This is a genomic window from Geothrix edaphica (genome assembly GCF_030268045.1).
Classification (GTDB): Bacteria; Acidobacteriota; Holophagae; order Holophagales; family Holophagaceae; genus Geothrix; species Geothrix edaphica.
Map to the genome: position 1 here is coordinate 766,067 of NZ_BSDC01000001.1, position 18,024 is coordinate 784,090.

The following is an 18,024-nucleotide window of genomic DNA, read 5'->3' on the forward strand; positions in this document are numbered from 1 at the left end:
CTCTAGGACCGCGGGGGCGGCGGCCATCCCGGCTTTCCGGCCTCGATCCAGGCCTGGAGGATGGCATCCGCCAAGTGCTTCCCCGCCAGGCGCAGCTGGCCCTTCACGGCGGGCCCCTGCCTGGCCCAGAAGATCATCCAGTAGGCCTGGGAGCGGAGGGCCTTCCCCTGGCCGTCCAGGGGCGTGGTGCGATCAGCGGCCCGGTCATCCTCCAGCAGCTGCGGGACCAGGGCATGGGAGGCGCGAAGCCAGTCCCAGGGGCGGTCCAGGATGCCCGGATCGGCTTCGGCCGGAAGGGCCTTCACCGCGTCCTGGCTGTAGTACCGCTCCACCAGGCCTGATTCCCAGCGGCTGTGGACGCCCCGCTGGCCCGTGGCCTGGCCGTCGTGGTTCTCGGTGGTGTGCAGGGGCACATGGGTGTCCGCCACGTAGTGGCTGAGGATGGCGGTGGCCATGGCCACCCGGGACGCATCGCCGGAGCGGAAGGCGTCCACCAGGTCCCGCCAACGGTCCTGGATGATCCAGGGCACCACCCCCTTGCGATAGTAGTCCCCGCCGATCTGCGCCCGGGCCTGCTCCAGCGTCCGGGGGAGGTGGTCCGGCCCTCCGTACGGCTCCATGTCGAAGAAGTGCCGGGGCCCCTCCTTGTGGTCGCTGCGCCAGTGGTCGGGATCCGAGGCGTGGTCCTCCACCTCGGCTTCGCGGCCCACGTACCAGGCCCGGGGGCCAGGCGGCAGGCCCTCCAGGGCCAGGGCGCAGGTGACGCGGTGGCCCTTGTCGCCCCAGGCGGAAAGCGGCAGGGCCGCGAGGAGCAGCAGGAGGAGAGGGGTCTTCATGTCCGGCTACTCGGGAATGGTGCCGGTCCGCTCCCAGCGGGTGCGGGTGAAGAAGTGGCGGGCGGCGTCGATGAAGTCGGCGGCCACGTCCGTGGGGCCCTCGGGCACCCGGCCATTGTCGTTATCCGTGTCGCCCTCGCGGAAGCTCCACCACACGATGAAGGGCCGGCCCCGGAGGTGATCCGCGGGCAGGAAGCCCCAGTAGCGGCTGTCCATGCTGTTGTCGCGGTTGTCGCCCATGGCGAAGATGTGGCCGGGGGGCACGGTCACCGGGCCCAGGTTGTCCTTGAACCCCTCCTGGATGAGGCTGTTCATGGACTGCATCTGGTTGTGGTCATGGAGGGCCAGCACCTCCGGATCCGCATGGCGCCAGAGGCCCACAGGATGTTCCGCCTCGCCGGCATTCCGGGCCAGGGGCCAGGGCCCGGGCGTGGGGCCATCGGTGCTGCGGCCGAACTGGAACTCGAAGGGCCCGGTGACCTGCTTCCCGTTCACGTAGAGGCGCTTGTTGCGCATCTCCACCGTGTCGCCAGCCAGGGCCACGCAGCGCTTCACGTAGTCCTGGTCGCGGTCGATGGGGTAGCGGAACACGATGATGTCACCGCGCTTCACGCTCCGCATGGGGAACAGCGTCTCCTCCCAGGCCCACTGGGGCCGGGCGAAGATGAACTTGTTGGCCAGCAGGTGGTCGCCGATCATCAGCGTGTTGCGCATGGATGCGGAGGGGATCTTGAACTGCTGACCCACGAACGTCTTGAAGAACAGGATCAGGATCATCGCGAAGCAGATCACTTCCAGGTTGTCCCGCACCGCGCCCTTGGCGGCGCCGGGCGGCAGTTCGATCTCGGCTTCGGGGGTCTTGTCGGCGGGAAGGTCAGCGGCCATGTCGGCTCCGGAAATGGTCGATCAGGGACGCGGGGCGAGGGCGAGGTCCGGGAAGCCGCGGGCCACCAGCCGGTTCACGGTAACCCAGCTTCCCCCGCGCTCCTCCTGGGACTCCACCTCGCCGAGGTTGGGCAGGTAGAGGATCCGGCGGCGGGGACCTTGCGGCGGCCGGGCCTCCACCCAGACGCCCACGGGATCGGACGTGGCCGGCAGGATGGCGGCGCCCTCCCAGGTGGCCCGGCCCACCACACGGAACTCGACGCCCCGGTCCACCCAGGTGGTGGTGGCGGGGAAGCCGGGCGGCAGCGTCTGGGCCACCACCTGGCCGTCGGCGCCCATGAGGGCGATGCCGCCATCCTGGTACCGGACCACCGTGCTCATCTGGCTCCGGAGGCTGGTCTGATCGAGCTGCACGAGCCGCGGGGGACCCGGGGCCATGGATGACCGGGCGACCCGAACCTGAAGGCGATCCAGCGAGCGCTGGGGTTGGGGCTGGGAGGGATCCTCGAAGGCCAGGGTGAGGCCCTCTTCCCAGGGCCCGTAGACGGGCGAGGCCGCGCGGGGCTGGCAGGCCAGTCCGAGCAGCAGGACCGCCGGTGCCGCCAGGGACAGGACCCCTCGCATCAGCGGGGCCCCTTGTTGAACTTGGCCATCAGGTCCGTCAGCGAGGCGCCGGAGGCCGGAACCGCGGGCTCCCGCTTGGGCTGGGGGGGCCGGACCTCGCGTTCGGGCCGGGGCGGGCGGACTTCCTGGGGGCGCGGAGGGCGGGCGCCTTCGGGCCTCGGTGGCCTGGGTCCTTCGGGACGGGGGGGACGCGGGCCCTCCGGCCGAGGGGGGCGCGGACCCTGGGGGCGGCCACCGGCCTGAGGACCGGTCTGTGACCCGGAGAGCGGCCGCGGGGGGCGGGGAGCCCCCTGGGGCCGCCGATGCTGCGGCTGGGGCCGGTCGGCGCCTTCGGGGGCGGCCAGCAGGGCCTTGATGGAGAGGGCGATGCGCTTGGCCTCCAGGTCCACGGCCAGCACCTTCACCTTCACGGCCTGGCCCACGCTGAGGGCGTCCGCGGGGTTCTTCACGTAGCGGTGGGCGATCTCCGAGAGGTGCACCAGGCCGTCCTGGTGGACGCCGACATCCACGAAGGCGCCGAAGTCGGTCACGTTCGTGACAATGCCCTGGAGCTCCATGCCCACTTCCAGGTCGCTGGGCTTGTTCACGCCCTCGCGGAACTGCACGGCCTCGAACTGGTGCCGGGGGTCGCGGCCAGGCTTCTTCAGCTCGGCCAGGATGTCCTTCACCGTCTCCACGCCGAACTTCTCATCGACGAGCAGCTTGGGATCCAGGGCGTCCAGCACGGCGTCGTTGCCGATGAGCTCGGGCACGGTCTTGCCCGCCAGCTGGCAGATGCGCTGCACCACGGGGTAGCTCTCGGGGTGCACAGCGGAGGCGTCCAGGGGGTCCTCGCCGCCGGGTATGCGGAGGAAGCCCGCGGCCTGCTGGAAGGCCTTGGCGCCGAAGCGGCCGACCTCGAGGAGCTGCTCGCGGCGCTTGAAGGCGCCGTGCTCGAAGCGGTGAGCCACGATGTTCTTCGCCAGCCCCTCGCCGATGCCGGCCACGTAGGCCAGCAGCTTGTACGAGGCGCTGTTCAGGTCCACGCCCACGCGGTTCACGCAGCTCTCGACCACATCATCGAGCCCCTTCTTGAGGGCGGTCTGGTTCACGTCGTGCTGGTACTGGCCCACGCCGATGCTCTTGGGATCCACCTTGACCAGCTCGGCCAGGGGGTCCTGGAAGCGCCGGGCGATGCTCACGGCGCCGCGCACGGTGACGTCATGCTCGGGGAACTCCTCCCGGGCGATGTCGCTGGCGGAGTAGACCGAGGCACCGGCCTCGCTCACGCTCACGCAGATGAGGCCCGTGCGGTTGGTCTCCTTCAGCCACTCGCGGATGAAGGCCTCCACCTCGCGGCCACCGGTGCCGTTGCCGATGGCGATGGCCTCGATGGGATTCCCGGTGCAGAGCTTCTCCAGGATGGCGCGGCTGCCGTCCAGGTCCCGCTTGGGTTCCAGGGGGTAGATGACCTCGTTCTGCACCAGCTGGCCCAGGCGGTTGATGACCACCAGCTTGCAGCCCGTGCGGATGCCGGGGTCCACGCCCAGGGTGCAGCGCTGGCCCGCGGGCGGCGCCAGCAGCAGGTGGTCCAGGTTCGTCTGAAACACCTTGATGGCCTCGCCGTCAGCCTTCTTCTTGGCTTCGTAGCGGACTTCGGATTCGATGGCGGGTGCCAGCAGCCGGTCGAAGGCGTCGCCGGCCACCTCGTTGAGGAAGCGGCGGTAGCCGCTGGCGGGGTTCACCTGGACCTTGGAGACGAGCTGGCTCACCAGGTTCTCGCGTTCCACCAGGAGCTTCACGGTGAGGATCTCCTCCTTCTCGCCACGGCGCAGGGCCAGCAGGCGGTGGCTGGGGATCTTGCGGATGGGTTCGGAGAAATCGAAATAGGGCTTGAAGCGCAGGGCGGCCTGGTCGGCCTTGCGCTCCTCGCGGATCTCGGACTTGAGCACGCCCTGTTCGTGGAACTCGAGACGCAGCCAGGCGCGGATCTCCGCGTCCTCCGTCAGGCGCTCGGCCAGGATGTGGCCCGCGCCCTCCATGCACTCGGAGGGCGAGCGGAGGCCCTCCTCATCCTTGATGAACGGCTCGGCGATGAGGAAGGGATCTGCGCCGGAATCATCCGCCAGCAGCGAATCCAGCAGGGGTTCGAGGCCGCGCTCTTTCGCCACCGTGGCCTTGGTGCGCTTCTTGGGCTTGTAGGGCAGGTAGAGGTCCTCGAGCTCGGCCTTCACCCAGGTGCCCTCGATCTTGGCCTTCAGCTCGGGGGTGAGCTTGCCCTGCTCGTCGATGGACTTCAGCACCGTCTTCCGGCGGTCCAGCAGGTCCTTGTAGTAGGCATGCCGGTCTTCGACGGCGCGGATGGCCACTTCGTCGAGCGATCCCGTCGCCTCCTTCCGGTACCGGGCGATGAAGGGCACGGTGTTGCCCTCCTCCAGCAGCGCCACGATGGCGGCCACGCCGGCACGGGGGAGCTTGAGCTCCTTGGCCATGAGGTCGAGCACTTGATCCACACTTGCTCCTTGCATCCCGGGTCCGGGCGAACTGCGATGATACCAAGCCGGGCTGGAGGCTCCTACAGCACGACTTTCCGGCGGGCACCCTGGGGGGCCCGCTCCAGGTCGCGGAGGGACTTCTTCCAATGGGCTGCATCCAGGCCGGTGCCGATGACCACGGCCACGCAGGCCGTGGCGGTGCCATCCGCGAGGAGGGGCAGGGGCGAGATCTCCAGGCGCCCGTCCGCCAGCTGGAAGGCCCAGCGGTCGCTCCCGTCGTTGCGCGCGGCCCAGCCTGCGAAGACGCAGACGCCCTTGGCGCGCAGCAGCTCGCCGGATTCCGGCGGCGCCAGCAGCAGGGCCTCCAGGGCCGCGGGATCCACGGGATGGTCCCAGTGGAGCGTGAGGGAACGCGCCTCGGCGAAGCTGGTGCCGCCCGAGGCTTCCCAACCCTCGGGCACGGGGCGCAGGTCCCCGCGCCAGGGATCGGGGCTGCCCTCCGGGGCGACCCCGTGGCGCGTGGGGATCAGCGGAATGTGCCTGAAGGCCGAGCGCAGTTCGCCCTCCCAGGCCACGGCCGCCGAAGGATCGAGATCGACCTTGCTGAGGTGGATGAGGCTGGCCAAGGCCGCCTGCCGGTGGAGCAGGGGCTTGGTCTTCAGGTGGTCCACCGGGGCCAGGCAGGAGACCACCGTGAGCAGGCCCGCCAGCCGCAGGCGCCCGGCGAGGGCGGGTTCCACCTCCAGGTCCAGCAGGTCCGTGGGATCCGCCAGGCCCGTGGTCTCCAGCACCACGCGCTCGGGCCGCTGGCCTTCCGGCTGGTCGCACCAGGCCTGGAGGGTATCCACCACGTCGTTGCGGAGGCTGCAGCAGACGCAGCCGTTCACCAGGTTCTCCACGCCCGCCAGCTCGGGGCGCTCGGCGTCGACCAGGGTGCCGTCCACGCTGATGGCGCCGAACTCGTTGATGAGCACGGCCACCCGGCGGCCCGCGGCGACTTCGGCCTTGAGCAGGCGGTTCACCACGGTGGTCTTCCCGGCGCCCAGGGGGCCGGTGACGATGAGGACTTCGAGCAGGGCGCGATCAGACATCCCTCCATGATGCCGCCAGGGGCCGAAATATGAGAGCGTGGAGCCGTGGATCTCCTCGACTTCAGCTACCTGGCGACTGTCTCCCTGGTGGGGGCCGTGGCGCGGGCCTGCGCCCGGGGCCTGCCCGGGGCCTGGCGGCTCCGGCTGGAGGCGGAGGTTCCGGACCTGCCCGAGGGGCGCTGGATCTGGCTGCACGCGGTGAGCGTCGGCGAGCTGCTGCTGGCGGACGGCCTGGTGGCGCGCCTGCGTGAGGCGGGGCACCGCGTCCACGTCAGCACCGGCACTCCGGCGGGCATGGACCTGATGGCCCGCCGGCTGCCGGACTGGAACGATGGCACGGGGCGGGTCAGCGGCGGCCCCTTCCCCCTGGATGATCCCGCAGGGCTGGAGCCCTTCCTCCGCCACGCCCCCGCCGCCTTCATCGCCCTGGAGACGGAGCTGTGGCCGGGCCTGTTCCGGGCCCTCGAGGTTCGCGGCATCCCGCGCATCGTGGTGAACGGCCGGCTCACGGAGCGGTCCCTCCGGCGGGGCGGTCCCTGGCTGCGGCGGGCGGCCTCGCGCCTGAACCTGGTGGCGGCCCGGGACGAAGCCAGCGCCGGGGCCTTCCGGCGCCTGGGGGCGCCGGAGGTGCAGCTCGGCGGCAACCTCAAGGCGGACCTTCCGCCGCCGCGCCCCCTGCATGCCGGCTGGGAGAACCTGCGGAAGGCCTGGGCGGCCCGGCCGGTGGTCGTGGCCGGGAACACGGTGGACGGTGAGGAGGACCTGCTGATCGGAGCCTGGCGGTCGGTGCGGGCACAGGTTCCGGGCCTGCGCCTCATCCTGGCCCCGCGTCAGCCCCGCCGCTTCGAGGCGGTGGCCGGCCTCCTGGCTGGCCAGGGCCTCGCCTTCCGGCGCGCTTCCGCGGGCTGGCCCGCCCCGGCCGCCTGGTCGGCGGTGGACGTGCTGCTCCTCGATACCCTCGGGGAGCTCTCGGCCGCCTATGCCGAAGGCACGGTGGCCCTGGTGGCTGGAGGATGGGCCGCCGAAGGGGGGCACAATCCGCTGGAACCCGTCCGGGCGGGAGTACCCGCGCTCGTGGGACCGGGCTTTGCCAATTTCGGGGACCTGGTGCCGCCGCTGCGCGAGGCGGGCCTGCTCCAGGTGGTTGAGGCGCCGGATCTCGCCCGGACCCTGGCCGAGACCCTGGCCTCCGCGTCCCTGCGCCCGCAGGGCCCGCTCCCGCTGCCTGAGTCCCTGCGGGGCACCCTTGACCGCACCCTCGGCCTGCTCGCGCCGCGCCTGGCGTTTCCGGCGGAGGCCCCCGGCAGGCCGGTGACCTTCTAGTATCCTGGGAACACGGAGCCCCCATGAACCGCCGCGGGACGCACATCCTCCTGATCGATGACGACCTGGCCGTGCTTGAGATGGTCCAGACAGCCCTGTCCCACTACGGCATGGAGGTCCATGCCTATCCCGATGCGGCGCAGGCCATGGAGCTCCTCCACAATCCGAACGCGCCGGCATTCGACATGGTGCTCAGCGACATCAACATGGAGGGGATGGACGGGTTCGATGTGATCCACAAGGTGAAGGCGACCCATCCCCACCTGCCGGTGGCGCTCATGACGGGCCAGGCCTCGATGGACTACGCCATCCAGGCCATGCGGTTCGGCGCCTCCAACCTGTTCATGAAGCCCATCGCCCTCCGGGACCTGGTGCAGAGTGTGTTCCACCTGGTGGACCTGCACCGGGATTTCCGCAAGGCCGACGATGGCCTGCGGGGCCTGGTGAACGAGCGGCGGCATTTCCTGTTCCGCTCCGACGAGCTGGACATTCCGAGCCTCATGCACCACCTCACGGACCGGCTCGTGCCCATGGGATTCGCCTCCGCCAGCAACATCGACGTCATCGCCATGGCCATCCACGAGGCGCTGGTGAACGCCCTGGAGCACGGGAACCTCGACCTGGACTCGCGCCTCAAGGGGGATCTCTTCGCCGAGGAGGATCCCTATGCCGCGCTCCGCGCCAAGCGCATGGCGGATCCCCAGTACGCGGGGCGGCTGGTGGAAGTGCGTCTGGCCATGGACACCGAGCGGTTCGAGGTGGAGATCAGCGACGAGGGCCAGGGCTTCGACGCCAGCCGGCTCTCCCCCCCCCAGCCCGATTCCGAGATGGCCCCGCATTGCGGCCGCGGCCTACCCCTCATCCTCCTCGTGATGGACGAAGTCCACTTCAACGAGAAGGGGAACCAGGTGCGGCTGGTCTTGCGAAGAAAGTGATGTTCTCCGGCCGAAGGCCGTACATGCAAAACGCCGGCACGCCGGCGTTTTGCATGTGGAGAAAAGCATCAATTAGAACGCACTCTCCACGAAGGCCTTCAGCTGGGGCTTCGGCTGGCCGCCGATGAGCTTGTTCACGGGTTTGCCGTCCTTGAACACGATCAGGGTGGGGATGCTCATGATGCCGAACTGGCCGGCGACCTGGGGGTTCTCGTCCACGTTCATCTTCACGAACTTGGCCTGGCCCTTCATCTCGGCGGCCAACTCGTCCAGGACGGGGGCGATCATCTTGCAGGGGCCGCACCAGGGGGCCCAGAAATCCACGAGGGTGACACCCTGGGCGACGGCCTGGGGGAACTCGGCGTCAGTGATGTGGGCGACAAGGTCGGACATGGGAACTCCTTTCAAGTTCGGGGTCTTCAGGGGACGGGGAGGGGGCCGCCGGGATTGGCTCCCCCCCACTGGGCGATGGTGAAGATGCTCATGTAGCGGTCGTTGGTCTCCCGCAGGCGCTGGGCCAGCACTTCACAGAGGGCGTAGAGGATCTTGAGGGCGACCTTGTGCTGCACCTCGATGAGGGAGCGCAGGTCCTGGAGGGGGATGAAGAACAGCTCCGAAGGCTCGTTGGCGATGGCATCGGCGGCCCGGGCGGCGAGATCGATGAGGGCCATCTCCCCGAAGAAGGCCGGCGGCTCCAGCACGGCCAGGGCCTCCTCGCCGGTGGTGCTCCGCTTGGAGATGCGCACCGAGCCCTTGAGCACGATGAACAGGCCATCCCCGGCATCGCCCTCCCGGAAGATCACCTCGCCGGCCTTGACCTGGCGCACCTGGCCGATCATCAGGATCTGGGCGCGCTCCGCCTCGTCCAGGTTCCGGAACAGGGGCGAGCGGGTCAGGAAGAGGGTGTCGATCACTGCCGATCCGTTGGGGGCTGGTCCTGGGATGGTTCCAGAGGCACGTGGGCGCAAAGGTCGAGACCGAAGCCACGGAGGCCAATGTACTTGGTTTCATGGCGGCTGAGGAGGCGCATTTTTCCAACGCCCAGCTGGCGCAGGATCTGGGCGCCCACGCCGAAGTCGCGATCGTTCATGACCTGGGGCTGGGTGTGGCCCTCTTCGGCCACCCCGGGCGTGTGGGCATGGCGGCGCAGGTAGACCAGCACGCCCCGGCCCTCCTTCGAGATGGCGGCCATGGCCTTCTGGAAGAGGCCGGTCTCGAAGCCGTGCAGGTCGTCCGGCAGGGTCTCGACATGGACCCGCACCAGGGGCGGGTCGCCGCCCAGATCGCCCAGCACGAAGGCCAGGTGGCTGCCCCCGTCCAGCAGGCTCTGGAAGCGGTGGACCTTCAGCGCGCCCCACTGACTGGCCATGGTGCGGACTTCGAGGGGGGCCACCAGGGGCTCCTGCCGGAGCCGGTAGGCCACGAGATCCGCCACGGTCACGAGCGGGAGGCCGTGCTGGCGGCAGAAGGGGACCAGGTCCGGCACCCGGGCCATGGTGCCGTCGTCCTTCATGATCTCGCAGATGACGCCGCTGGGGTGCAGGCCCGCCAGGCGCGCCAGGTCCACGCTGGCCTCGGTCTGGCCCGTGCGGGTGAGCACGCCGCCGGGACGGGCCCGCAAGGGGAAGACATGGCCGGGCTTCACGAAGTGCTGGGGCTTGGCGTCCGGGGCGATGAGGGCCTGGATGGTGCGGGCCCGGTCCTGGGCGCTGATGCCCGTGGTGGTGCCCTCCCGGGCCTCCACGGAGACGCAGAAGGCCGTCTCGAAGGGGCTGGTGTTGTCCCGGACCATGAGCGGGATCTGGAGCCGGTCCAGCACTGGGCCTTCGAGGGCCGCGCAGATGAGGCCCCGGCCGAAGGTGGCCATGAAGGCGATGGTCTCCGGCGTCACGTGCTCGGCGGCCAGGGTGAGGTCGCCCTCGTTCTCGCGGTCCTCGTCATCGACCACCACCACCATGCGGCCCTGCCGGATGGTGTCGATGGCCTCCTCGATGGAGGCGAAGGGGGAGTCGGGGCGGGTGCTCATAGACCCCTCAGCATCGCTCAGGAGGACCCGGGGGGGAAGGGCGCACTCCGTGGTAAGGTTGAACATCTCTTATAGGCCTTTATTTTCCCGAGAGGAACGACCCATGTCCCAGGGTGTGATCCAAGGCTCCATGCGCGAGGCGCCGCTGCCCGACATCATCCAGCTCGTGAGCCAGGGTGGGAAATCGGGGTGCTTCCATGTGCAGCAGGAGGCCTCCCGCGCACGGATCTACCTCAAGGACGGGCGGATCATCCACGCCGTCACCCCCACGGGCGAGGGCTTCGAGGCCCTCATGGAGGTGGCGCTCTGGCTCGACGGCAGCTACCGGTTCGAGGAGCTGGTGCCCGACGTGCCGTCCACCATCACCAAGCCCAATGCCTCCATTCTCATGGAGCTGGGGCGGCGCATGGACGAGTGGCGCGTCATCAGCCAGAAGATCCCCTCCGTGGACCTCTATCCCGCTTCCACCTTGCTGCCCGGGGAGACGCCGCACGGCGTGAACACCCGGGAGGCGCGGGTGCTGGCCCTGTCCACGGGCTACTACAGCGTGGCCGAGGTGGCCGAGGCGATGCAAAAGCCCGTCCTCACCACCGCCAAGGACCTCTACGGTCTGGTGATGGCCGGCCATGTGGTGCTGAAGGGCATCCGCTCCGGCAAGCCGCCCAAGGTTGAGGCCCCCGCCGCGACTGAACCCGCGCCGGCGCCGACGACGGCGGCCGTCCGGGAGGAACTCCCGGCCTTCGCGCCCCCCCCGCCGGGCTCTGTGGGCTTCCCCGAGGGCCAGGATCCCCTGCCTGAAACAATCGGTGGCGGATTCGCCGCGGCCGTGCCGCCGCCCGCGCCGGCCAAAGCCGCGCCGGTGGATGATCCCCAGCGCATGGTCAAGCTCATGAACTTCACCCAGCGCATCGCCCAGGCGGCCAAGATGGTGCTGCCTGAACCCCAGCACGAGATGGTGAACCGGCTCCAGGCCAAGGCCACCCAGCAGATCATTTCCGGCGACGGTCCCGAAGCGGTGAAGAACCTCGCCCTGGCCATCAGTCGCGGCGCGGTGGATGCCGGATGCGACGCCGACATGGTGCGCACCCTGAACACCCACCTCAAGGCGCTGTTCGCCACCAAGTAGGCGGTTTCCATGATCCGACGTCTCCTTTCGGGCCTCCTGGCCTCGGTCCTCCTGCTGGCCCTGGGATGCAAGGAGCCCGACGGCAGCTCCGGAGGCACCGCGGGCGTCGCTCTCTATGCCTACGACAGCACCACGAGCGCGATCTTCGTCTGGACCGACCTGAGCGCTCTGTACGACGGCGCGGGCGCGACAGTCGCTCCGACCAAGACGATCACGTCCTCCGTGTTCAGCAGCAAGATCACCAGCCTGGCCTGGGGCGGGCTCTGCTTCGACCGGCAGAACGGGCACCTCTACATGGTCTCGGACACCGGCACCATCGTGCGGGTGAGCAACATCCGCACGCAGAGCGGGGACGTCGCCAGCTCCGAGGTGGTCTCCTTCAGCCTCGCCAGCACGGGCCGCCTTTCCAGCTCCACCTTCGGGCAGGCGAGCCTGGACCCCCAGACCGACACCCTCTACATCACCGAGAACGGCAGCAGCGGCACCCAGATCTGGGTCGTCAGCAACGCCAGCACCCAGCCGCAGAGCGCCACGATCGCGCTGCAGGCGCTGATGGCCAGCGGGGATAGCGGGGGGACGGGGGTCGCCTCCGCCTCAGGATCGGTCTACGCCTTCATGCTGTCCGGCGACCCCGTGGGGACTGTGACGACCTACACGGGGCCGCGCCTCCGCAAGGGAACCTCCTCCGGCTTCTTCGCCGCCAGCACGATCATCGGGCCCTCGACCCTTCTCGGGCAGTACGGGTCCCTCGCCCTCGATACGGGGAACGGCTATCTTTTCGTGGCCCGCCACAACACCGATGCGGGCGCCTCGACCGCGCCCATCGAGGTCTTCACCACCGGCGTGTTCGGCCAGGCCTACGATCAGCCGCCCACCGCCACCCTGGGGAGCGCCACGGACCAGGCGGACCTACGGGTCATCGCCCATGCCGGCACCAAGGACTGGCTGGTGGGCCTGCGGGGGAACGGCGCCACGGCGTACGACACCATCTACCTCTGGAAGTCTCCTTTGGGCGGGACGGCGGCGAAGGCCATCACCCCCTCGCCCGCCACCTCTCTGTTCAAGGGCGTGGCCGTGGACGGGAACGCCTCGTGACCGGGCTCCGCCTGCTGGGCCTGCTGGCCCAGGACGTGCTGCGGGACCTCTTCCGCCACCGGGGCCAGTACCTGCTGGCGGTGCTCACCCTGGCCTCGGGCCTCCTCCTGGCGGGCGGCGGCCTGCTGCTGGTGGAGAGCCTGGACCGCTTCGTGGGGCGCCTGGAGGACATGGCCAAGGTCGTGGTCTACGCGGCGGACGGCAAGAATCTCGATGAGGCGGAGGCCCGGCTCCGGCGCGATCCCCGCTTCCGCGAGGTGCGCCGCGTGCCCGCGGCCGAGAACCGCCAGCGGTTCCAGGCCGCCACCCGCGAGGCCGGCCTGCTGCTGGAGAGCGCGGGGCAGGAGGCCCTGCCCGAAAGCCTGGAGCTGAGCCTCCGCCAGGATCTGGCCGAAGGTGCCAGGGCCGTGGAAGTGGGCGCGAGCCTGCGGGGCCTTCCGGGAGTGGGGGACGTGGTGGCGGACCAGGAGCGGCTGGAGCAGATCCAGCACATGGCCCGCATGCTGCGTTCGGCCCTGGCCAGTCTCGGCGCCGTGCTGCTGGTGGCGGCGGGCTTCGCCACGGGCAATGTCATCCGCATGAGCATCCTGGCCCGCGAAGAGGAGATCGCCATCATGCGCCTGGTGGGGGCCTCTGAAAGCTTCATCCGCACGCCCCTGGTGCTGGAGGGCGCGGCCCTGGGTCTGGGCGGCAGCCTGCTGGCCCTCCTGGGCCTCTTCGGCCTGTGGCTGCCCATTTCCCGGGGCATGGGCGGCCTGTCGCCCTTGCTGGTGGACCTGGCGCGGCTGGGCTTCTTCTCGGCTGGCAGCATGGCCCTGCTGGCCTTCGTGGGCGCCGTCACCGGCGCCCTGGGCGCCCTGTGGGCCTTCTGGACCACCCGCCGCGCCCAGCGCGCCGAAGCGGCACTGATGGAGAGCGCGGGCTAGGCGATCTAGCTCTTCCACCGCCGCGGATCCGCCTCCCGCAGCCCCAGCTGGTCCAGCACGCGGGTGGCGAAGGTGTCGTAGAGGTCGTCCAGGGTTTTCGGGCTGCTGTAGAAGCCCGGCATGATGGGCATGACGATGGCGCCAGCATCGTGGAGGCGCAGCATGTTCTCCAGGTGGACGCGGTTGAGGGGCGTCTCGCGCAGGCAGAGCACGAGCGGGCGGCGCTCCTTGAGGCACACGTCGGCGGCGCGGCTCACCAGGGATTCGCTCACGCCGGAGGCGATGCGGCCCAGAGCGCCGGCGCTGCAGGGCACGATGGCCATGCCGTCGTGCCGGTGGGAACCCGAGGAGATGTCGGCGCCCAGGTCGCGCTCATCGCGCAGGCCGACTTTCGGCAGGGCAGCGAGATCCTTCGGCGTGAGGCCGGTCTCGTCCAGCAGGCAGCGCTTCCCCGTGGGCGACAGCAGCAGGGCGACCTGTTCCACGGCGGGGCTGGCGGACAGGCGCCGCAGCACGGCCACGCCGAAGGCCGAGCCCGAGGCGCCAGTGATGGCGAGGGTGAAGCGGAGGCCGCCGGGATTCGTCATTCGGTCGTCCGTCATTCCGGGCCTCATTCTGGCGCAGGCCGATAGGCCCCGAAGAAGATCGCATTGAACAGCAGACGCCGCGTGAAGGGCGTCTGGCCGCGGAAAACCGGGTCGCCCGCCACCAGGATCACCGCGCCCAGGCCCAGCTTCTCGCGAAAGGCGTAGGCCGTCTGCTGGAGCCTGGCCTCCATGGCCTTGGGCACCAGGCCCGAGAGCTTCAGCTCCTCCTTGCCGTAGTGGAGGGGGTTCTCGCCGCCGGAGCTCAGGTCCAGGACGGGATCGCTGGTGTCCAGCACGGCCGCTCCGCCTTCGGCGTGGAGGCCCCAGGCCAGGGGATGGCTGCCATCCACCTGGACCTTCAGGAACGCCCCGGGGATGCTCTCCTCCAGGGCCCGCTCCTCGCGCTTGTCCCAGGGGCGCACCAGCTCGGCTGGATCGGCCTTGGGCGCCTCGCGCTTGGGATCCTTCTCCTTGAGCCGGGCCTCCTCGGCGGCCTTGGCCAGCAGGTGGTAGCCCGTGGGGGTCAGGCCCGCGCGGGAGGCATAGGCCGCGCCGCCCTGGAAGGCCAGCAGGCTGCCGCCCTCCGTGACCCACGCCTTCAGCTTCGCCGCGCCGCCTTCGCCCAAGGCCTGCTGCCAGCCTTTGCCCAGGGCGCCGTCGTCCACGACGATGACGTGGGTGAACCGGGACAGCGGGGTGGCGCCGAGGCGATCCGCCCGCAGCTGCACGAAGGGCAGACCCGCCTCCGTGAGGGTGTGGGCCACGGCCCCGAAGGCCATGGGGTTGGCGGGGCGGTCCATGAGGATGGCGATGTGCGGCGTGCGGAGGATCAGGGCGCGGTTGGTGCCCAGGTCCGGCCCGGCGTCCATCTGGCCAGTATCCATGGCCACCACCGGGTGGCGGTTCTCCCGGGCCAGGGCCTGCAGGCGCCCGGCCAGGGACTCCGGATTGGTGCGCCGGGGCAAAACGAGGGTGCCCGGTCCGAACCGCCGGCCCTTGAATGTGGCGGGCTCCGCCAGGGCCGTGGCATGGAAGCCGTCCTGGAGCAGGGCCGCCAGCGTGCGCTCGGCACCCTCGTAGCCGCCGGGAATGAGGTAGCCCCAGGCGGCGGCCGGGAGGGGCTCTTCCGCTGCGGGGGCGAGGGGCGCCGTAGCGACCTTGGGGCGCGCCTTCGCCCGCCAGGCGGGAACGTGGAAGGCCACGGGCAGGCTCCAGGCAGTGATGTCGTAGGTGGGCTTGGGTCCCATGCGGGCTTCACCCTCGAGCAGAGCCTGGGCGAGGCCGCCGCGCGGCTGGTCCAGGGGCACCAGGTAGCTGCCGGCGGGCAGGCCGGGGGCCTTGGCCAGGCCGACCGGATCCAGGCCCGCGGTGCCCAGGTCGGCCATGGTGCGGAGCACCTCGATGCCATTGCGCCCCAGCAAGTCCGCCAGGGCCCGGGCGCGGCCGGGATCCTCCCCCTCCGCCAGGAGGAAGGCTCCCGCGCGGTCGCCCAGGGCCACCTGCTCGCGGCGGGCCCGCTGGAAGTCCCAGAGCAGGGCCTGGCGCTCCGCCGCGGCCGTGGCCACCGTGGCCAGGCTGGCGGCCACATGGCGCTGGATGCGGCCTTCGAGCGTGAGGACCTCGCCATCCTGGCGCTTGTACGCGGGGCCGCCCTGGCCGGCCACCTCGAAGGTCATGCCCACGGCGCCCTGGAAGGTGGGCCAGGAGTCCCCGTAGCCGGGATAGAAGAGGTCGAACACATCGCGGCTGAAGTAGGCCCAGCCCCGGGTGTCGAAGGCCCGGGCGACGCCCTTGCCGAAGGTGGCCTGCCAGCGGCCGGAGTGCGCTTCGGGGAGGGCCTCGTGGATGGGCTGCATGGTGGGCGGGAAGTAGTAGGTGGCCTCGGGCCACATCTCGTGGTGGTCCGCCATCACCTGCGGATTCCAGCGCAGGAACGCCGCGGCCTTGGCCCGGGACTCGCCCTGGGTCTGCCAGGCCCAGTCGCGGTTCAGGTCGAAGAGCCGGTGGTTGAAGCGGCCTCCGGGCCAGCGGCTGGTGTTCTGCGCGTCCATGGGATCGCTGGTGATGAAGGGCGTGGCGGCCTCGGCCACGGACTGGCGGTGGCGGGCCAGTCCGTCGGGATTCTGGGTGAGGTCCATGAGCAGCACCACGCGCTCGAGCTGCTTCAGCACCTCGGGGCTGCGGGCCGCGGCGAAGTGGTAGGCCACGGCCAGGGCGGCTTCGGAACCCGAGGCCTCAGAGCCGTGGACCGAGTAGCCCAGCCACACGAAGGCGGGGTTGGTCTCCGCGATACGCCGGGCTTCGCCTTCGCTGCACGTCCGGGGATCCGCGAGCTTGGCGTTGAGGGCCTGGAGCTCCTCCAGCCGGTTCAGGTTCTCGGGCGAGCTGATGACGAGGAAGGGCTGTTCGCGACCCTCCTCGGTGACATTCAAGGTCAGGTGCCTCACGCGGTCCGGCGCGGCGGTGGCCAGGCCGCGAACGTAGGCCAGCAGGGCGTGATGGGGGGTGTAGCGGACGCCGAGGTCCGGCTGGGGCACCTCGGGGCGGTACTCTCCCGCTGGCAGCAGGCCGGGCGGAAGCCCCGCCAGCAGGGGCGCGACGCAGAGCAGGGCGGGCAGCGGGCGGAGCGCCGGGAAGGCCATGGTCAGTCCAGGCCCAGGAAGGCGGGCCCGGCGTGGGTGATGGAACCTGCCCCGAACGTGATGAGGAGGTCCCCGCTGCGGGTGAGGCGGCGCAGCACCTCCGGCAGGTCGTCCACGCGCCCGGCGAGGTGGACCTCCTTCTGGCCGTGAGAGCGCAGGGCCTCCACCACGGCGGCGCTGTCCACGCCCTGGATGGGCGGCTCACCCGCGGGGTAGATGTCCGTGACCACCACGGAATCCGCTTCGAAGAACGCCGTGCCGAACTCGTCCAGCAGGGCCTTGGTGCGGCTGTACCGGTGGGGCTGGAAGGCCGCCACAATGCGGCGGTCGCGGAAGCCGGCCCGGGCTGCGGCGAGGGTGGCCGCGATTTCTGTCGGATGGTGCCCGTAGTCATCCACCACCAGCACACCGTCCTTCTCGCCCTTGAGCTGGAACCGCCGGTCCGCGCCGGTGAACTCGGCCAGGCTGGTGCGGATGACCTCCCGCTCCACGTCGAGTTCCAGGGCGATGCCGATGGCGGCCAGGGCGTTCAGCACCATGTGGTGCCCGGGCACGCCCAGGCTGAAGGTGCCCAGGTCGTCACCGTGGGCGCTGACCTTGAAGTGGGTGCGGAAGCCCTCCTGGCGGATCTCCCGGGCCCGGATGTCCACCTGGGGATGGGTGCCGTAGGTGCGCACCTGGCGCTTCAGGCGCGGGCGCACGGCGGCGGCGTGGGGATCGTCCATGCAGAGGAACACCGAGCCGTAGAAGGGCACCTTGTTGGCGAAGGCCACGAAGGCGTCCTGGATCTCCTCCAGATCCTTGTAGTGGTCCAAGTGCTCCCGGTCGATGTTGGTGATGGTGGCCAGGGTGGGGTTCAGCATGAGGAAGCTGCCGTCGCTTTCATCGGCCTCGGCCACCAGGACGGGGCCCTTGCCCAGCTTGGCGTTGCTGCCGATGGTGCCCAGCTTGCCGCCGATGACGATGGTGGGGTCGATGCCCCCATGGCTGAGCACCTGGGCCACCATGCTGGTGGTCGTCGTCTTCCCGTGGGAGCCCGCCACGGCCACGCCGTACTTCATGCGCATGAGTTCCGCCAGCATCTCGCCCCGCGGGATCACGGGCACCTTGGCCGCGTGGGCGGCCACCACCTCCGGATTGTCACCCTTCACAGCGGAGGAGATCACCACCACCTGGGCTCCCTCGATGGCCTCGGCCCTGTGGCCGATGTGCACCTCGATGCCCAGGCCGCGGAGGCGCTGGGTCACGGCACTCTCCTTCAGGTCCGAGCCCGACACCCGGTGGCCCAGGTTGGCGAGCACCTCCGCGATGCCGGACATCCCGATGCCGCCGATGCCCACGAAATGGATGTGCTGGATCTTGCCGAACACCTTGAGGCCCCCATGCTTAGAAGCTGCCAGAATACTCCAGCCGCTGGCATGGCTCTGGCTTCATATGGTGTTCCAGCGGAACCT

16 protein-coding genes are annotated in these 18,024 nt (G+C 70.3%); 5 read left to right on the forward strand and 11 right to left on the reverse strand.

All coding sequences use genetic code 11. From position 1 onward, the window contains the following. Nucleotides 1-2: 2 nt before the first annotated feature. The 5 genes from QSJ30_RS03375 to QSJ30_RS03395 are packed head-to-tail and all read right to left on the reverse strand — an operon-like array spanning nucleotide 3 to nucleotide 5,910. A complete protein-coding gene (locus QSJ30_RS03375) occupies nucleotides 3-836 on the reverse strand; it encodes a S1/P1 nuclease (protein ID WP_285606371.1) in 834 nt (277 codons plus the stop codon). A 6-nt stretch (nucleotides 837-842) separates the two neighbouring features. Continuing rightward, nucleotides 843-1,721 carry a signal peptidase I gene (gene lepB / locus QSJ30_RS03380; protein ID WP_285606372.1) on the reverse strand — a complete coding sequence of 293 codons (879 nt, stop codon included), beginning with the start codon at nucleotides 1,719-1,721 and terminating at the stop codon, nucleotides 843-845. Between the two features lie 21 nt (nucleotides 1,722-1,742). Continuing rightward, nucleotides 1,743-2,345: a hypothetical protein gene (locus QSJ30_RS03385; RefSeq protein ID WP_285606373.1), complete on the reverse strand. Its 603-nt coding sequence runs from the start codon at nucleotides 2,343-2,345 to the stop codon at nucleotides 1,743-1,745. Continuing rightward, a complete protein-coding gene (locus QSJ30_RS03390; protein ID WP_420798756.1) occupies nucleotides 2,345-4,852 on the reverse strand; it encodes a Tex family protein in 2,508 nt (835 codons plus the stop codon). The genes QSJ30_RS03385 and QSJ30_RS03390 overlap by 1 nt, the downstream gene beginning before the upstream one ends. 47 nt (nucleotides 4,853-4,899) lie before the next feature. Next, on the reverse strand, nucleotides 4,900-5,910 hold the full coding sequence (locus QSJ30_RS03395) for a CobW family GTP-binding protein (RefSeq protein WP_285606375.1): 1,011 nt from the start codon (nucleotides 5,908-5,910) through the stop codon (nucleotides 4,900-4,902). A gap of 45 nt (nucleotides 5,911-5,955) precedes the next feature. Between QSJ30_RS03395 and QSJ30_RS03400 the strand changes: the two genes are divergently transcribed. Together QSJ30_RS03400 and QSJ30_RS03405 are read left to right on the forward strand one after the other, a co-directional pair. Next, nucleotides 5,956-7,233, forward strand: coding sequence for a 3-deoxy-D-manno-octulosonic acid transferase (locus tag QSJ30_RS03400; protein ID WP_285606376.1), 1,278 nt, complete (start codon nucleotides 5,956-5,958; stop codon nucleotides 7,231-7,233). 23 nt (nucleotides 7,234-7,256) lie between these two features. Next, nucleotides 7,257-8,168 carry an ATP-binding response regulator gene (locus tag QSJ30_RS03405; protein ID WP_285606377.1) on the forward strand — a complete coding sequence of 304 codons (912 nt, stop codon included), beginning with the start codon at nucleotides 7,257-7,259 and terminating at the stop codon, nucleotides 8,166-8,168. A 72-nt stretch (nucleotides 8,169-8,240) separates the two neighbouring features. Here the strand turns inward: QSJ30_RS03405 and trxA are convergent, their stop codons facing one another. The 3 genes from trxA to ribB are packed head-to-tail and all read right to left on the reverse strand — an operon-like array spanning nucleotide 8,241 to nucleotide 10,194. Next, entirely contained in the window at nucleotides 8,241-8,561 is a 321-nt protein-coding gene (trxA, locus tag QSJ30_RS03410) for a thioredoxin (RefSeq protein ID WP_043483480.1), read from the reverse strand. 26 nt (nucleotides 8,562-8,587) lie between these two features. Next, nucleotides 8,588-9,082: a Crp/Fnr family transcriptional regulator gene (locus tag QSJ30_RS03415; protein WP_285606378.1), complete on the reverse strand. Its 495-nt coding sequence runs from the start codon at nucleotides 9,080-9,082 to the stop codon at nucleotides 8,588-8,590. Next, a complete protein-coding gene (gene ribB / locus QSJ30_RS03420) occupies nucleotides 9,079-10,194 on the reverse strand; it encodes a 3,4-dihydroxy-2-butanone-4-phosphate synthase (RefSeq protein ID WP_285606379.1) in 1,116 nt (371 codons plus the stop codon). Before ribB ends, QSJ30_RS03415 begins: the two co-directional genes overlap by 4 nt. Nucleotides 10,195-10,297: 103 nt before the next feature. On the opposite strand from ribB, the gene QSJ30_RS03425 reads away from it, so the two are divergent. The 3 genes from QSJ30_RS03425 to QSJ30_RS03435 are packed head-to-tail and all read left to right on the forward strand — an operon-like array spanning nucleotide 10,298 to nucleotide 13,341. Next, on the forward strand, nucleotides 10,298-11,320 hold the full coding sequence (locus tag QSJ30_RS03425; RefSeq protein ID WP_285606380.1) for a DUF4388 domain-containing protein: 1,023 nt from the start codon (nucleotides 10,298-10,300) through the stop codon (nucleotides 11,318-11,320). 9 nt (nucleotides 11,321-11,329) lie between these two features. Then, the gene (locus QSJ30_RS03430) at nucleotides 11,330-12,415 is read left to right on the forward strand and encodes a hypothetical protein (protein ID WP_285606381.1); all 1,086 of its coding nucleotides are present in this window, start codon (nucleotides 11,330-11,332) and stop codon (nucleotides 12,413-12,415) included. Further along, nucleotides 12,412-13,341, forward strand: coding sequence for a cell division protein FtsX (locus QSJ30_RS03435; RefSeq protein ID WP_285606382.1), 930 nt, complete (start codon nucleotides 12,412-12,414; stop codon nucleotides 13,339-13,341). Before QSJ30_RS03430 ends, QSJ30_RS03435 begins: the two co-directional genes overlap by 4 nt. Before the next feature lie 5 nt (nucleotides 13,342-13,346). Here the strand turns inward: QSJ30_RS03435 and QSJ30_RS03440 are convergent, their stop codons facing one another. The 3 genes from QSJ30_RS03440 to murC are packed head-to-tail and all read right to left on the reverse strand — an operon-like array spanning nucleotide 13,347 to nucleotide 17,940. Then, nucleotides 13,347-13,943 (reverse strand): UbiX family flavin prenyltransferase, encoded by a 597-nt coding sequence (locus tag QSJ30_RS03440; protein ID WP_285606383.1) that lies wholly within the window; start codon nucleotides 13,941-13,943, stop codon nucleotides 13,347-13,349. 8 nt (nucleotides 13,944-13,951) lie between these two features. Beyond that, on the reverse strand, nucleotides 13,952-16,570 hold the full coding sequence (locus QSJ30_RS03445; RefSeq protein WP_285606384.1) for a M14 family zinc carboxypeptidase: 2,619 nt from the start codon (nucleotides 16,568-16,570) through the stop codon (nucleotides 13,952-13,954). A 2-nt stretch (nucleotides 16,571-16,572) separates the two neighbouring features. Then, nucleotides 16,573-17,940 (reverse strand): UDP-N-acetylmuramate--L-alanine ligase, encoded by a 1,368-nt coding sequence (gene murC / locus QSJ30_RS03450; RefSeq protein WP_285606385.1) that lies wholly within the window; start codon nucleotides 17,938-17,940, stop codon nucleotides 16,573-16,575. Nucleotides 17,941-18,024 lie beyond the last annotated feature (84 nt).

What these genes read in the sequence shown, in the direction of transcription:
- QSJ30_RS03375 (WP_285606371.1), bottom strand. Translation starts at nt 836, where the DNA reads ATGAAGACCCCTCTCCTCCTGCTGCTCCTCGCGGCCCTGCCGCTTTCC.
- lepB (WP_285606372.1), bottom strand. Translation starts at nt 1,721, where the DNA reads ATGGCCGCTGACCTTCCCGCCGACAAGACCCCCGAAGCCGAGATCGAA.
- QSJ30_RS03385 (WP_285606373.1), bottom strand. Translation starts at nt 2,345, where the DNA reads ATGCGAGGGGTCCTGTCCCTGGCGGCACCGGCGGTCCTGCTGCTCGGA.
- QSJ30_RS03390 (WP_420798756.1), bottom strand. Translation starts at nt 4,852, where the DNA reads ATGCAAGGAGCAAGTGTGGATCAAGTGCTCGACCTCATGGCCAAGGAG.
- QSJ30_RS03395 (WP_285606375.1), bottom strand. Translation starts at nt 5,910, where the DNA reads ATGTCTGATCGCGCCCTGCTCGAAGTCCTCATCGTCACCGGCCCCCTG.
- QSJ30_RS03405 (WP_285606377.1), top strand. Translation starts at nt 7,257, where the DNA reads ATGAACCGCCGCGGGACGCACATCCTCCTGATCGATGACGACCTGGCC.
- trxA (WP_043483480.1), bottom strand. Translation starts at nt 8,561, where the DNA reads ATGTCCGACCTTGTCGCCCACATCACTGACGCCGAGTTCCCCCAGGCC.
- ribB (WP_285606379.1), bottom strand. Translation starts at nt 10,194, where the DNA reads ATGAGCACCCGCCCCGACTCCCCCTTCGCCTCCATCGAGGAGGCCATC.
- QSJ30_RS03425 (WP_285606380.1), top strand. Translation starts at nt 10,298, where the DNA reads ATGTCCCAGGGTGTGATCCAAGGCTCCATGCGCGAGGCGCCGCTGCCC.
- QSJ30_RS03430 (WP_285606381.1), top strand. Translation starts at nt 11,330, where the DNA reads ATGATCCGACGTCTCCTTTCGGGCCTCCTGGCCTCGGTCCTCCTGCTG.
- QSJ30_RS03440 (WP_285606383.1), bottom strand. Translation starts at nt 13,943, where the DNA reads ATGACGGACGACCGAATGACGAATCCCGGCGGCCTCCGCTTCACCCTC.
- QSJ30_RS03445 (WP_285606384.1), bottom strand. Translation starts at nt 16,570, where the DNA reads ATGGCCTTCCCGGCGCTCCGCCCGCTGCCCGCCCTGCTCTGCGTCGCG.